This is a genomic window from Flavobacterium sp. 9R (assembly GCF_902506345.1).
In the GTDB taxonomy this organism is placed as follows: Bacteria; Bacteroidota; Bacteroidia; order Flavobacteriales; family Flavobacteriaceae; genus Flavobacterium.
Genome location: NZ_LR733413.1, coordinates 346,169 through 361,211, shown reverse-complemented (window position 1 = coordinate 361,211; position 15,043 = coordinate 346,169). Strand labels below are relative to the sequence as shown.

The 15,043-nt window shown below is 33.5% G+C and carries 14 protein-coding genes; 7 read left to right on the top strand and 7 right to left on the bottom strand.

Going from position 1 to position 15,043, the window contains the following annotated elements; all coding sequences use genetic code 11:
- Nucleotides 1–36 precede the first annotated feature (36 nt).
- Both FLAVO9AF_RS01655 and FLAVO9AF_RS01650 read left to right on the top strand, forming a co-directional pair.
- Nucleotides 37–1,050: a glutamine synthetase beta-grasp domain-containing protein gene (locus FLAVO9AF_RS01655; RefSeq protein WP_159683226.1), complete on the top strand. Its 1,014-nt coding sequence runs from the start codon at nucleotides 37–39 to the stop codon at nucleotides 1,048–1,050.
- A gap of 190 nt (nucleotides 1,051–1,240) precedes the next feature.
- Nucleotides 1,241–2,194, top strand: coding sequence for a TerC family protein (locus FLAVO9AF_RS01650; RefSeq protein ID WP_159683223.1), 954 nt, complete (start codon nucleotides 1,241–1,243; stop codon nucleotides 2,192–2,194).
- A 59-nt stretch (nucleotides 2,195–2,253) separates the two neighbouring features.
- Here FLAVO9AF_RS01650 and FLAVO9AF_RS01645 read toward each other — a convergent pair whose 3' ends face one another.
- The 3 genes from FLAVO9AF_RS01645 to FLAVO9AF_RS01635 all read right to left on the bottom strand — a co-directional run bounded on the left by FLAVO9AF_RS01645 (nucleotide 2,254) and on the right by FLAVO9AF_RS01635 (nucleotide 4,631).
- Nucleotides 2,254–2,766: a hypothetical protein gene (locus FLAVO9AF_RS01645; RefSeq protein WP_159683202.1), complete on the bottom strand. Its 513-nt coding sequence runs from the start codon at nucleotides 2,764–2,766 to the stop codon at nucleotides 2,254–2,256.
- 74 nt (nucleotides 2,767–2,840) lie between these two features.
- Nucleotides 2,841–3,692 carry an alpha/beta hydrolase family protein gene (locus FLAVO9AF_RS01640; protein ID WP_159683197.1) on the bottom strand — a complete coding sequence of 284 codons (852 nt, stop codon included), beginning with the start codon at nucleotides 3,690–3,692 and terminating at the stop codon, nucleotides 2,841–2,843.
- 66 nt (nucleotides 3,693–3,758) lie between these two features.
- Nucleotides 3,759–4,631, bottom strand: coding sequence for an AraC family transcriptional regulator (locus FLAVO9AF_RS01635; RefSeq protein ID WP_159683194.1), 873 nt, complete (start codon nucleotides 4,629–4,631; stop codon nucleotides 3,759–3,761).
- Nucleotides 4,632–4,817: 186 nt separating this feature from the next.
- Between FLAVO9AF_RS01635 and FLAVO9AF_RS01630 the strand changes: the two genes are divergently transcribed.
- The 3 genes from FLAVO9AF_RS01630 to FLAVO9AF_RS01620 all read left to right on the top strand — a co-directional run bounded on the left by FLAVO9AF_RS01630 (nucleotide 4,818) and on the right by FLAVO9AF_RS01620 (nucleotide 6,774).
- Nucleotides 4,818–5,213, top strand: a complete 396-nt coding sequence (locus FLAVO9AF_RS01630) for a FimB/Mfa2 family fimbrial subunit (RefSeq protein ID WP_159683189.1) — start codon at nucleotides 4,818–4,820, stop codon at nucleotides 5,211–5,213.
- 354 nt (nucleotides 5,214–5,567) lie between these two features.
- Nucleotides 5,568–5,966 carry a secretion protein gene (locus FLAVO9AF_RS01625; RefSeq protein ID WP_159683186.1) on the top strand — a complete coding sequence of 133 codons (399 nt, stop codon included), beginning with the start codon at nucleotides 5,568–5,570 and terminating at the stop codon, nucleotides 5,964–5,966.
- Between the two features lie 409 nt (nucleotides 5,967–6,375).
- Nucleotides 6,376–6,774, top strand: a complete 399-nt coding sequence (locus FLAVO9AF_RS01620; protein WP_159683183.1) for a secretion protein — start codon at nucleotides 6,376–6,378, stop codon at nucleotides 6,772–6,774.
- 79 nt (nucleotides 6,775–6,853) lie between these two features.
- Here FLAVO9AF_RS01620 and FLAVO9AF_RS01615 read toward each other — a convergent pair whose 3' ends face one another.
- Nucleotides 6,854–10,294, bottom strand: a complete 3,441-nt coding sequence (locus FLAVO9AF_RS01615; RefSeq protein WP_159683180.1) for a methylmalonyl-CoA mutase family protein — start codon at nucleotides 10,292–10,294, stop codon at nucleotides 6,854–6,856.
- Between the two features lie 287 nt (nucleotides 10,295–10,581).
- Between FLAVO9AF_RS01615 and purU the strand changes: the two genes are divergently transcribed.
- Both purU and FLAVO9AF_RS01605 read left to right on the top strand, forming a co-directional pair.
- Nucleotides 10,582–11,436, top strand: coding sequence for a formyltetrahydrofolate deformylase (purU, locus tag FLAVO9AF_RS01610; protein WP_159683177.1), 855 nt, complete (start codon nucleotides 10,582–10,584; stop codon nucleotides 11,434–11,436).
- Nucleotides 11,437–11,466: 30 nt separating this feature from the next.
- On the top strand, nucleotides 11,467–12,183 hold the full coding sequence (locus FLAVO9AF_RS01605; RefSeq protein WP_159683174.1) for a DUF4197 domain-containing protein: 717 nt from the start codon (nucleotides 11,467–11,469) through the stop codon (nucleotides 12,181–12,183).
- Nucleotides 12,184–12,376: 193 nt separating this feature from the next.
- Here FLAVO9AF_RS01605 and FLAVO9AF_RS01600 read toward each other — a convergent pair whose 3' ends face one another.
- The 3 genes from FLAVO9AF_RS01600 to pyrF all read right to left on the bottom strand — a co-directional run bounded on the left by FLAVO9AF_RS01600 (nucleotide 12,377) and on the right by pyrF (nucleotide 15,016).
- Nucleotides 12,377–13,162, bottom strand: a complete 786-nt coding sequence (locus FLAVO9AF_RS01600) for an alpha/beta fold hydrolase (protein ID WP_159683171.1) — start codon at nucleotides 13,160–13,162, stop codon at nucleotides 12,377–12,379.
- Nucleotides 13,163–13,260: 98 nt separating this feature from the next.
- Nucleotides 13,261–14,067, bottom strand: a complete 807-nt coding sequence (locus FLAVO9AF_RS01595; RefSeq protein ID WP_159683168.1) for a helical backbone metal receptor — start codon at nucleotides 14,065–14,067, stop codon at nucleotides 13,261–13,263.
- Nucleotides 14,068–14,194: 127 nt separating this feature from the next.
- Nucleotides 14,195–15,016, bottom strand: a complete 822-nt coding sequence (gene pyrF, locus FLAVO9AF_RS01590) for an orotidine-5'-phosphate decarboxylase (RefSeq protein WP_159683165.1) — start codon at nucleotides 15,014–15,016, stop codon at nucleotides 14,195–14,197.
- Nucleotides 15,017–15,043 lie beyond the last annotated feature (27 nt).

Here is a 15,043-nt window from a genome sequence, read left to right as displayed (position 1 = left end):
TGTCACAGAAAAAAAATAAAACAAATTCATATAGTTATGGCTAAAATTAAATTAGAGTACATCTGGTTAGACGGATACGAACCAACACAAAATTTAAGAAGTAAAACAAAAGTTGAAGAGCATGAAAATTTCCAAGGAACTTTAGAAGAACTAGGTAACTGGTCTTTTGATGGATCCTCTACAAAACAAGCTGAAGGCGGATCATCTGATTGTCTTTTAGTGCCTGTTGCCATTTATCCTGACCCAACTCGTATTAACGGTTGGTTAGTAATGACAGAAGTTATGAACGCTGATGGTACTCCTCACGCATCTAATGGTAGAGCTACTATTGATGATGATGGAGATTTCTGGTTTGGTTTCGAACAAGAATACTTTATCATGGACACTAAAACATTATTACCATTGGGCTTCCCTGTAGGAGGATACCCTGCCCCACAAGGTATGTACTATTGTTCAGTTGGTGGAAAAAACACTCACGGAAGAAAATTAGTTGAAGAGCATGCTGATTTATGTATTGCTGCAGGAATTAACTTTGAAGGAATTAACCAAGAAGTTGCTTGTGGACAATGGGAATTCCAATTATTCGCAAAAGGAGCAAAAAAAGCAGGAGACGAAATTTGGGTAGCACGTTACCTTTTAGATCGTTTAACTGAGAAATACGGTTACTACATCGAGTACCACCCAAAACCTCTAGGAGACACAGACTGGAATGGTTCAGGAATGCATGCTAACTTCTCTAACGAAGTTTTAAGAACATGTGGCTCTCAAGAAGTATATGAAAAAATATGTGAAGCTTTCCGTCCAGTAACTGCTGAACACATTGCAGTTTATGGAGCATTTAACGATCAACGTTTGACTGGTAAACACGAAACTGCATCTATTCATGATTTCTCTTACGGAGTATCAGATAGAGGTTGTTCAATCCGTATTCCTTTAATGACTGTACAAAAAGGTTGGAAAGGTTGGTTAGAAGACAGAAGACCAGCATCTAACGGTGATCCATACAAAATTGCTGCAAGAATTATCAAAACAGTTAAATCTGCTTTGTAATTTCTACAATACTTATATGGAAAGTGCTAGCTATTATAGTTAGCACTTTTTTTATATCTATAAAACAAATCAGAACGAATCATGTAAGCAAACAATAATGCATGATTTAAAAAAATATATTTAATTTTCATATCTCTTTTTAAGTCAAAATTCAAAAACTATCTTTGCATTTCATTAAAAACAAACTACTATGTTGATTTGGACGCTCTTTTTGGTTTTTATTATGGGAATCTTAGCATTAGACTTAGGTGTTTTCAACAAAACTCCTCATATAATCAACACTAAAGAAGCCAGCAAATGGACATTGATTTGGTTTACAATTTCAATGCTGTTCTCTGGGGTTATCTATTGGCTGTATAGTAATGACTATGTTGCCAACACTACAGGATTAAAACCTGCTGTGGCTTCAATGAAATTTATTACTGGTTACTTAATAGAATTATCCCTAAGTGTGGATAACATTTTTGTTATTGCAATAATTTTTTCAGCTTTCAAAATCCCACAAAAATACCAACATCGTGTCCTTTTTTGGGGAATTTTAGGTGCAATAGTTTTTAGAGGACTAATGATTTTCTTTGGTGTATTAATCATCAATAAATTTGCTTGGACAACGTATTTATTTGGAGCGTTCTTGCTTTTTACAGCTATAAAGATGTTTTTTGCAGGCGAAGATGACGAATTTGAACCTAAAGAATCTTTTATATACAAAACTCTTGGTAAAATCATACCATTAACTTCGCACACTGATAAAGAGCATTTTTTTATTAAAATAAATGAAAAGAATCATGCAACTCCACTTTTTGTAGCATTAATTGTAATTGAAGTAATGGATGTTTTATTTGCTGTTGATAGCGTTCCGGCTATTTTAGCAATAACCTCAGATCCTTTTTTAGTATTTAGCTCTAATATTTTTGCCATACTAGGTCTACGCTCGATGTATTTCTTCTTGGCAAATATGCTTGCTAAATTTAGCTATTTAGAATACAGTTTAATTGCTATTCTGAGCTTTGTAGGCTTAAAAATGCTGCTTCATGATTATATAGAAGTTCCTGAATGGGCTTCACTTGGTTTTATTGCATTATCACTACTTACTGGAGTATTAGTTTCATTAAAACTCAACAAAGACGAAAATATTATTGAGTAACTAAAGCACAAAAAAAGCTGTGAATTAAAATTCACAGCTTTTTTTTATATTGACAAAAGTTAATTTAATTGTTTAACATTACTATCATTAATGTTATACCTTTTAATTACAGCGTAATAATCAGAATAATCCACCTTGTTATTAACTGATTTATTAATAATTGAAGGATTTGTCCCCGGAACAATAACAATACGGAATTTTTGACCGGTTCTTAGATTTGCAGGAACAGTATTCAATTCAAAACCATCTAAATATAATTCAAAATCTACATCAGTAAAATTAAATTTATAAGTAAAATATTGTGTTCCATCATCATAATAATAAGTTTCTGGAATTTGAGTCCAAACGGTACGGCCATTCTCCACTCCTGTCGCTCTATAAGCTAAAACTACATCACCTTGAAAAAGTGTAAATCCAAATCTTCTAACTCCTCCATTACCGTTTAAATCAAAATTAACATTATTAACATCAATCACTTCTGCAATAGTATCTGAATCCACATTGTCATCAGTTGTACAACCAGAAAATGCTATTAGCCCTATAATAGCAAATAATGTAACTATTCTTTTCATAATTATTTTATTTTTTAAGTTATGTTATGCTGTGTTCAAAAATCGAACCAAAATTTCAATTAGAATAAAATCAGCTATTTTCTTGATAGTATTTTACTAAAAAAGAATACGTGATATGGTAATGCATTTTCCCAATATTCCCAAGTGTGTGCACCTGGCCTTTCTGTATAATCATGTGCTACTTTATTGTACACCAATCTACGATGCAATTCTCTATTGGATTCAATCAAAAAATCATCAACACCACAATCAATAATTAAAGGTAGTTTATTTTCTTTGATAGCATCAACCATTCTCAATACAGCATGCTTTACATACATTTCTTGACTCCCACTTTGCTCGCCAAAAACTGGCTGCATTAATTGAATGACTTGCTGCGAAGATTCTCGGTTAAGCATTGTGCTCATGTCCACTGCACCACTCATGCTCCCTGCTGCGCAGAATAAATCTGGATGTTTGGCTGATAAATAAAGAGCTCCATGACCACCCATCGACAAGCCTGTTATTGCACGAGCTCGCTTATCAGCAATGGTTCTATACGTTTTATCAACTGTACCAATTACCTCCTTAGTAATAAAAGTTTCAAATTGACTACCTGAATTAACTGGGCTATCAATATAAAAACTAAAAGTTTCGCCTTCTGGCATTACAATAATTATATCGTATTGGTCCGCTAGATTTTTAACTACTTCTTTATTTGGTGTTTTACTCAACCAATCATTGAAATGCCCATAAGCACCATGAAGCAAATACAATACAGGATAAGCTGTTTTGCTTTTTGCATAGGAATTAGGAAGTACAATTGCAGCTTTATAAGTTTTATTCATCGCTACGCTTGCTACTTGAAGGGTATCTACTTTGGCTGCAAAAAGGAATGTGCTGCAAAAAAACAAACACATATAGATAATCGATTTCAACTTTTTCATTTTGTAAAATTTATTTTCTGCAATTTACAAAACTTAAGGTTCAAAATTTTAGTAAAATACGACCGTCTATTTTATAATGGTTTTTAATTCGTTACGGTATTGAGAAGCGCTTTTGCCTGTATAGGCCTTAAAGGATTTGTTAAAATGACTAAAATTATTAAAACCACTCTCAAAACACACTTCATTTATACTCATTGGTTTTTCAGCCAGAAGTTTAGATGCATGTACAATTCGGTATTCGTTCACAAAAGTGGTAAAAGTTTTATTGGTGATTTTTTTAAAGTACCTACAAAAAGAAGGAATTGTCATACTTACTAAATCAGCAACTTCTTCTAAAGCTATAGGCTCTTGAAAATGGTCTTTTACGTAATTAAAGACAACATTAATCCTGTCGTTATCTTGTACCTGCAATTCCAAAGAAAAACCAACCGCATTCAAAATAATACTTTCATTAGATTCACTCATCTCTTTGAGTACACTCCAAAGCGCAATCAATCGATCAAAAGGATCCAATTGATGCATCATTTCGATTTTTGCTCCAATTCTAGCTTTACTCTCTCCCAAAAATGCAATACCAGCTTTAGCTTGCTGTAATAAATTCTTGACTGCAGCCATTTCAGGTATATTAAAAAAGTCATTTCCAACAAAATCAGGCTTCATTTGAATAACCGTTTCAGATTTATTACCTGTTTGGGAATTCGTAAATCCACAATGTGGCAAATTGCTACCTATTAATATAAGGTCACCATCTGTAAAATAAGATAAATGACTTCCTATCTGCCGTTTTCCAGAACCTCCATGAACATAGACCAACTCAATCTCGGGGTGGTAATGCCACAAATGGGATTTGATGTTGCTACTTTCATTATACTTAGCAATTGTAAATGAACTTCCGTAAGACGGAGAAATAATTTCTAGAGCAGCTTCTACTTTTTTCATTTCGTTTCGGTTTGGTCTCTAACAAAGCTAAACAATTAATGATACAATTTTACCTTTTTTAACATATAACGTTTTCGTAAATGATAAAATAGCACACATATCTGAAAACTGTGTTGTCCTTAGTCACACGTAATCAGACTAATTTAGCAAAATAAATAATGACTAATAATTTAAAAAATTGAAAATATGAAAATGATGAATAAATTAAGTTTAGTAGCACTTTTTGCATTGGTATCTTTAAACACATATGCAGTAGACGGAGATTTTTTACTTAACGTAAAAAAAGGAAAAGGAAACGAAATTAGCTTTGCAATGAATGGAGTTCAAAAAGCTACAATCGCAATATTTGATTCAGAAAATAACTTAATTTATACTGAAAACGCAACTGGTCAAAATGGAATTGTAAAATATTACAATTTAGAAGAATTGCCTATTGGAACTTATTCTTTGATTGTTAAAACTGACCTAAAGGAAGTAACACATGAAATCAAAGTTGCTTCTTCAAATGTTACTTTAAGCAAAAGAGCTTATTTAGAAGTTTACAAAACTTCATTTGCTGACAAAAATATTGCTTCAAATTAATTAGTACTTCGACCATAAAAATTCATACTTTTTAAAAGCTGTCATTTTTGACAGCTTTTTTTTGCTTAAAAAAACAGCAAAACTTAACTTATTGTCATCAAAAACTACAAAATGACAAAAAAATAATAACACTTAAGACAATTCACCTAATTTTATTCAACATTTTCACAATAAAAAGACAAAAAACATCTATACTATTTTACCTTAACACTATACTATATTAACAAAAATAACACTATAACGTTTTCGAAAAGGCAAAATAGCATTCTAATAGGCAAATTCTGTTGTGTTAAACTTCTTTTAGTTACATTATTTTAGTAATCTAAAACCTATCAACAACTTAAAACAAGAATTATGAAAACAATCTCAAAATTAAGTTTAGCGACATTATTCGCATTGGCTTGTAGTACTACCTATGCTATTGATGGTGATTTTTTACTTAACGTAAAAAAAAGAAAAGGAATAGAAATTAGTTTTGCTCTTAATGGTCAACAAAAAGCTAAAGTAACTATTTACGATACTTCTAATAAAGTTTTATTTTCTGAAAATGCTGTTGGTGAGAAAGGCATATCCAAAACCTACAATCTGGATGAATTCCCAGAAGGAAATTATTACTTAATAGTGACTAATGATTTCAAATCGGTTAAACACACAATCAAAGTAAATGGAGGCTCTGCTGTTTTAAGTAAAAAACCCGTATTAGAAGTTTATTTGAAAGATGAAGATGATAAAAAACTACTTGACATAAAATAAAAAAAAGCTACTCAAAATTAAGACTGTCTTCATAGGCAGTCTTTTTTTTTTACACACATCTCAAGATTTTGAATATCTCATAAAAATTCAACGTATTAAAAACACAATATATAAATTAAATTTCAATTTTTTATTATATTCAAAAAATAACCATTTTAAACAATAATTATTGATACAAAAGCATCAATTACATCATTTTATTACACATTTTTAACGTATTTATCAATATATCACAAAATCAGTATGTTCAAAATTACCCAAAAGCTATTCTATTTTACCCAAAACATCACTATATCGTTTTCGAATAGTGAAAATAACATAATAATTAGAAAATTCTGTTGTGTTATAAATTTGTTTGTTACTATACTTTAGCAATAGAAATTTAACTAACAACTTAAAAACAAGAATTATGAAAACAATCTCAAAATTAAGTTTGGTACTAGTATTTGCTTTAGCCAGTCTAAACACTTACGCAGTTGATGGCGATTTTTTACTTAATGTAAAAAAAGGAAAAGGAAACGAAATTAGCTTTGCTCTCAATGGACAACAAAAAGTTACAGTTTCTATTTATGATAAAGACAATACCCTTCTATTCACAGAATATGCTTCAGGTAAAAAAGGAATTTCTAAAACCTATAGTTTAGAGGAATTCCCAGAAGGCAAGTATATCTTGGTGGTAGAAAACAATTTAAAAACCGTAAAACATGAAATCACTATTTCAAAAAACGAAACGGTTTTGAACAGAAAAGCAATAGTGGAGGTATATAAAAATAGTGCAAAAAAATACCTTGCTATTGCGAATAACTAAAAATTGGTTTTTTAAAGTGTGTTTTAAAAAGAAAGGCTGTCAGTATTGACAGCCTTTCTTGATTTATTGCAATTGAAGATTACATATTTCTTCTGTACTGCCCACCTACTTCAAATAATGAAGCCGTTATTTGCCCTAAAGAACACACTTTTGTTGCTTCCATCAAATGATCGAAGATGTTTTCATTCTTGATTGCTGCTTCTTGTAAGGTTTTCAAATGTTGAGCTACCAAATCAGCATTTGCTTTTTGTAAATTATTCAACATTGTAATTTGGTATTGCTTTTCTTCTTCTGTAGCACGAATAACTTCCGCTGGAATTACCGTTGGAGATCCTTTAGAACTTAAAAATGTGTTTACCCCAATAATTGGGAATTCACCTGTATGTTTCAATGTTTCGTAATACAAACTTTCTTCTTGAATTTTAGAACGTTGGTACATTGTCTCCATAGCTCCAAGTACGCCACCACGTTCTGTAATTCTATCAAATTCTTGTAAAACGGCAGCTTCCACCAAATCCGTTAATTCTTCGATGATAAAAGCACCTTGAATTGGATTCTCATTTTTAGCCAAACCTAATTCTTTATTAATAATCAACTGAATAGCCATAGCTCTACGCACCGATTCTTCAGTTGGCGTTGTAATCGCTTCGTCGTACGCATTGGTATGTAAGGAATTACAGTTATCATAAATCGCATACAATGCCTGCAAAGTCGTACGAATATCATTGAAATCAATTTCTTGAGCGTGCAAAGAACGTCCAGAAGTTTGAATATGGTATTTCAGCATCTGAGCTCTTTCATTGGCACCATATTTATTTTTCAAGGCTTTCGCCCAAATTTTTCTCGCTACACGTCCTATAACTGCATATTCTGGATCGACACCATTCGAAAAAAAGAACGATAAATTCGGTCCAAAATCATTGATATTCATTCCTCTACTCAAGTAATATTCTACATAAGTAAAACCATTGGCCAAAGTAAAAGCCAATTGCGTAATAGGATTAGCTCCAGCCTCGGCAATATGATAGCCTGAAATAGAAACCGAATAAAAGTTTCGGACATTTTTTGCAATGAAATATTCCTGAACATCGCCCATTAGTCGCAGTGCAAACTCTGTTGAGAAAATACAAGTATTTTGCGCTTGGTCTTCTTTTAAAATATCGGCTTGAACGGTTCCACGAACTTGCGCTAAAGTTTTGGCTTTTATTTCATTATAAATTTCCAATGGCAACACTTGATCCCCGGTTACTCCCAAAAGTAGTAATCCCAAACCATTATTCCCCTCTGGTAAATCACCTTGATATTTTGGACGCTCTACTCCTTTTTCTTGGTAAATCGCTTTAATTTTAGCTTCGACTTCTTCCACCAAATCATTCTGCTTGATATACATCTCACATTGTTGATCGATAGCCGCATTCATAAAGAATCCAAGCAACATAGGCGCTGGTCCATTGATGGTCATACTCACCGAAGTCATAGCGTGCACCAAATCAAAACCAGAATACAGTTTTTTAGCATCATCCAAGCAACAAATAGAAACTCCTGCATTTCCGATTTTACCATAAATATCAGGACGAATGTGTGGATCGTTTCCGTACAAAGTCACACTATCAAAAGCTGTCGAAAGTCTTTTGGCTGGTAAACCCGCACTTACATAATGAAAACGTTTGTTCGTTCGCTCTGGTCCACCTTCACCTGCAAACATTCGAGAAGGATCTTCACCTTCGCGTTTGAAAGGATACAATCCAGCAGTAAATGGAAATTCTCCTGGAACATTTTCTTGTAAACACCAACGCAAAATATCACCCCAAGCTTTATACTTTGGCAAAGCAACTTTAGGTATTTGTGAATGCGACAAACTCTCGGTATGTGTCGCCATTTTGATTTCACGATCTCTAACTTTAAAGGTATAGACTGGATTTTTATACTTATTCACTTTATCATTCCAAGTCAGAATCATTTCCCAATTGTAAGGATCTAAATCCATTTTTACTTTGTCGAATTGATTCAAAAGTAAATTCAAAAAGATGCGGTTTTCATCATGCGGCGCTGTAGCAGATGGCAATACAGACGCGTCATCAATTCCAGCTTTATTTAGTTCTGGTTTCTTATTGGAAACCGTCTCGATTGTTTTGTATATTCCGTATAACTTTTGAGCTACTTGCTCTTGACTTAAAGCTGTTTCATCATATTTGCGGTTGTTCTCTGCTATTTCAGATAAATAACGAGTACGATGTGGCGGAATCACAAAAATTTTCTCGCTCATTTCACGAGTAATCTCGAAAGTCGATTTTAAATCTGAACTGGTTTTCTCTACAATTTTATCCATAATCGATTTGTAGAGTGTGTTCATTCCTGGATCGTTAAACTGAGAAGCAATCGTTCCAAAAACCGGCATTTCATCTGGATTTACATCCCATAAATTATGATTGCGTTGGTATTGCTTTTTCACATCTCTAAGTGCATCCAAAGCACCACGCTTGTCGAATTTATTCAAGGCCACTAAGTCCGCAAAATCAAGCATGTCAATTTTTTCCAATTGCGTAGCTGCACCGAATTCAGGTGTCATTACGTATAATGAAACATCTGAATGATCCATAATTTCAGTATCCGATTGCCCGATTCCTGAAGTTTCTAAAATAATAATATCGTATTTTGCCGCCTTAAGTACCTGAATCGCTTCGGCTACATATTTAGACAAAGCCAAATTAGATTGACGTGTCGCCAACGAACGCATATAAACTCTAGGATTATTGATTGCATTCATACGAATTCTATCACCTAACAAGGCGCCACCTGTCTTACGTTTTGATGGATCTACAGAGATTAATCCGATTGTTTTTTCGGGGAAATCAATTAAAAATCGTCTTACCAATTCATCCACCAAAGAAGATTTTCCTGCTCCACCGGTTCCAGTGATTCCTAGAACGGGAATTTTAGAAGTTTCATTTTTAGTATGAATCTTATCAAAAACTGGTTTTGCAATTTCAGGAAAATTCTCTGCAGCCGAAATAAGTCTTGCAATCGCAGTTGGTGTTTTATCTTCAATTAATTCTAATTCATTAGACAATTGATTACCAATAGCAAAATCAGAACGTTCCACCAAATCATTAATCATTCCTTGTAATCCCATAGCACGACCGTCATCTGGAGAATAAATTCTAGTGATACCGTACTGATGTAATTCTTCAATTTCTGAAGGCAAAATAACGCCTCCGCCACCGCCAAAAATCTTGATATGTCCTGCTCCTTTTTCCAGAAGCAAATCGTACATGTATTTGAAATATTCGTTATGTCCCCCTTGATAAGAAGTCATTGCAATAGCATTGGCATCTTCTTGAATGGCAGTATTTACTACTTCTTCTACACTTCGATCATGCCCCAAATGAATTACCTCCACTCCAGTTGATTGAATAATACGGCGCATAATATTTATGGCGGCATCATGACCATCAAAGAGAGAGGCTGCGGTAACAATTCTTACTTTATTAACAGGAATATAAGGTTTTTGTGGTTCCATTTTATGAATATGATAATTAATAGTGCCAAATTACACATTTTTTAAAATAAAAATTAGCATTTTATTGAATTACTATAAAACAACCAAATGCTGCTATTTCTTAAAAAAAATAAGTTAGTTTTGGTAAAAAAGGACAACTAATCGCAATAGAATCAAAAGAAAACGTTTTCTTTTGATTCTAAAACAAACAAGATTTTGTCCTCAAATAAACAAAAAAATAGTCATTCAGTACGTTTAATGATAAAAACATTTTAAAACCTAGTAATAAAGCACAATTAAAAGAAAAAATGCAAAAAATTACCATCCTCATTCATTGTAAAGATCAAAAGTCAATTATAGCCTCAGTTACCAACTATATCGCCTCGATAGAAGGAAACATTATTTATTTGGACCAACACGTTGATGCCGATGAAAATGTTTTTTTTATGCGATTGGAATGCGAATTAGAATCTGAAAAATGGCCTATAGAAGCCATAAAAGCTGATTTTGAAACCAATCTAGCTCTTCCATTTGATATGGATTGGAAAATTTATCCGCAACAGCAAAAACCGAGAATGGCTCTGTTTGTTTCTAAATACGATCATTGCCTATACGATATTTTGGGACGTTATAGCGCTGGCGAACTACCACTTGAAATCCCTGTAATTATTAGCAATCACGAAGATTTAAGAAAAGTAGCCGAACAATTTGCTATTCCTTTTTATTGTGTTCCTTTCACCAAAGAAATTAAAGAAATTGGAGAAAAAGGACAATTAGAGTTATTAGATAAATACAATATCGACTTCATTGTATTGGCGCGCTACATGCAAATCATTACCAAGAAACTGATAGAAAAATATCAAAACAATATCATCAATATCCACCATTCTTTCTTACCAGCTTTTCCTGGGGCAAAACCTTATCATTCTGCTTTTAAACGCGGCGTAAAAATCATTGGCGCTACTAGTCATTATGTAACCGAAGGTTTGGACGAAGGTCCAATCATCGAACAAGATATTGCTCGTGTAACCCACAGTCACTCTATAGAAGATTTTATTATGAAAGGACGCGATTTAGAACGAATGGTTTTGGCAAGAGCCATTAAATTGCATGCAGAACGAAAAACTATGGTGTATAACAACAAAACTGTAGTATTTTTGTAGCCTTTTCAATTAAAAAACCCCAAAATCCTAATGAAAAAATTTTTAATCCTACTTATTTTATTCCCTGTTATTAGTAACGCTCAATTCAAAAACATTCTAAAAAAATCATCCGAAACAGCAACCGGTATTTTAAACAAAAACGGAAAAGTAGATATTGCTGCTGGGCTAAAAGAAGCTTTAAACAAAGGAATCACCGAACAGGTTTCGAAATTGACGCAAGTAGACGGTTTCTACAAAAATGAATTGGTCAAAATCGTAATGCCAGAAGAATTGTCCAAAGTTGACAAAACCTTGCGTAAACTAGGAATGGGTTCGCTAGCCGATGACGGAATTAAAGCCCTGAATAGAGCCGCAGAAGACGCTGTAAAAGAAGCAACTCCAGTGTTTGTAAACGCCATAAAAAACATCAAAATTGCAGATGCTAAAACCATTTTGATGGGCAATGAAAATGCCGCAACAACCTATTTACAGCAATCTACTAACAAAGATTTATATGCTAAATTCATTCCTATAGTGCAACAATCTATTGGGAAGGTTGGTGCCGATAAAATTTGGAATGGAATTATTCAAAAATACAACACGGTGCCTTTGGTTTCAAAAATCAATCCCGACTTGAATGATTATGTAACCAACAAAGCACTAGAAGGCGTTTTTAAAATGATTGCTATTGAAGAAAAAAACATCAGAACTGATTTACAATCAAGAACTTCTACTGTTTTAAAGAAGGTTTTTGCTATGCAAGATTAACATAATATAACAAGAAAAAAACACCAAAAAAACATTGTTAATTAGACTTAACTTATTGACAACAAAGTAATAACATAATTTTAACAATGACATACTAACTTATTCCTGACCTTTGTAGTGTAATAAACTGGTTATTTATTATTTGGTTTTGGTTAGTTATAAAAATGCCGACGTCTTTGGATTTCGGCATTTTTTATTGTGCTGTATTTAGAAAAGAAAGTACTGCTGTATTGAAAGCCAAAGGTTGCTCAACATTCACTACATGACCGCATTTTTCAATAACAAAAAGCTTTGAAGAGCGATAGTGATTTTCGACTACTTTTCGAACAGAAGGCAAAAACATGTAATCCTCTTCTCCCATAACGTAAAGTGTTGGAATATTCAATTCTACTTGTCTGAACCACTTCAGAACAGGATTGATTTCGGCTGTGAGTTTAAACCATTTTATAAACTCTTTTTGGTATAATTTTTTAGCTTCATTGATAAACAATACTCTGGACTGCTTGTGGCTTTTCTTAGGCATAATGACGAAAGCAAAAAAGCGATACAATACCAAATAAGGCAATACATATTTAAAGGCATTACCTAAACGCATTAAAATTTGAGAACGGAAATTCATTTTCAAAATGGCACCACCCAAAATCATACTTTGTACTTTTTGCGGATACATTTCAGCCAATTGACGAATCAAAATCGTTCCTAATGAAATGCCAACAAAATGAGAACGTTCAATTTTCAAATGCTCTAAAACTTCCACTATATCATTCGCCAAAGCCGAAAAAGTATATTTCTGTTTAAAAGCTGTTTTCAGGGTTGGTTTAGATTCTCCATGTCCTCTTAGGTCCAAAAGTAAAACATTGTATTGCTTTTGAAAATCTCGAATTTGCTTAAACCATATCGACGAGCTTCCTCCTGCACCATGGACAAAAGTTACCCATTGTGTACTTGTTTCATTCTTGTAGATAGTGTAATTAAGCATTCGGTAGTTTTTTTTGTAAAAATAGAATAATAATTTTAAAAGCCAATTCAATGTGTTGAAATTAGCAACTCTAACACAAATTAGTAACTAACAACAACTTATACATTCAAGACCAACTCTTGTTGTAATTCTTTAAAATAAGAAAGCGCCTTAAGTAATCGGCTACCGTGCCAAGAGAAATATTCACCATCTACTAAACGTATTTTGGCATTTGGAAAAAAGGAAGTGAACTCGGCTACATCTTCATTCTTAAAAGGATAAGGTTCCGAAGAAAGCAACACCAAATCAACAGCATCATACCGAGTTGACGCATCAACAGCTATTTCGGGATAACGGGATTGCGTTCCAAAAAAATTATCGAATCGATTCAATTGCAACAACTCGTGGATAAAAGTACCTGAACCTGCTACCATATATGGCTTTTTCCAGATAAAATAAGCTACTTTTTGAGTAGGAATGGTTGCTATAAAAGTTGCAAAATCAGCCAACGCCAAATGAATACTTTCATTCAAAATTTTGGCTTCGGCAGTTGTATCGAAAAGCAACCCAAAATCCGTAATCATTTGAAAATTATCCGCAATGGTAACGACATTGGTCACCCAAACTGGCGCAATTGCAGAAAGTTCTTGCACCATTTCTAGTGTATTTTCTTCTTTGTTACAGATAATGATATCAGGTTGTAAGGCTTTGATTTTATCAAAATGAACTTGTTTAGTACCGCCAACTATTTTCTTGGTTTTAAGAAAATGGTTTGGATGCACACAAAACTTGGTGATTCCAACGATTTGGTCTTCCAATCCTAAATGAAACAACAACTCCGTTTGTGAGGGAACCAACGATACAATTCGACGAGGTGTCGATTCCAAAAAATGAGAAGTACCGATTTGATCTGTTAGTTGTTTCATACTGATTGAATTTAACCGCAAAGGGCGCAAGGATTTACGCAAAGTACGCAACGGTTCAACAAACAATATTAAACCTTTAAACTTTAAACCTTTAAACTTTAAACCTTAAACTTTTAAACCTTAAACTTTAAACCTTTAACCTAAGAATCTCCTCCATTTCCTGTTGCATTTTCAACGCTTCGTTTCTAGCAACTTCGGCAAAATCTTCTTTATTCGAAGCATAAATAATGGCTCTAGACGAGTTGATCAACAAACCAACTTGACTATTCAATCCGTATTTGCAAACCTCAGACAGACTGCCGCCTTGTGCGCCAACACCAGGAACCAACAAGAAGCTATCAGGAACAATTTTACGAATTTCAGTAAAGTATTCGGCTTTTGTGGCGCCAACCACATACATCAAGTTATGACTGTTCTTCCAAGATTTTGAGGTTTCCAAAACCTGTTTGTACAATTCTGTACCATTTACCGATAAGGTTTGAAAATCAAAAGCGCCTTCGTTAGACGTCAAGGCTAACATTATGGTGTGTTTGTTTTCGAAAGCCAAAAAAGGCTCCACCGAATCTTTTCCCATATATGGCGCAACTGTTACACTATCAAAATTCAAATCCTCAAAAAAGGCTTTGGCATACATTGAAGACGTATTCCCAATATCGCCACGTTTTGCATCCGCAATCGTAAAGAGTTGAGGATAATTGGCATTTATGTATTCAATGGTTCTTTGCAACGACTGCCAACCTTTTATGCCATACGCTTCAAAAAAAGCCGTATTGGGTTTGTACGCCACACATAAATCGTGCGTCGCATCAATAATTGCTTTATTGAATTCGAAGATTGGGTCTTCCGTTGCTAATAAATGAGAAGGTATTTTATTCAAGTCAACATCTAAGCCTACGCATAGAAAAGACTTTTTCAATTGGATTTGTTCTAGTAGTTGTTGTGTAGTCAAAACAGTAGTTGTTTATTGTTTGTAGTT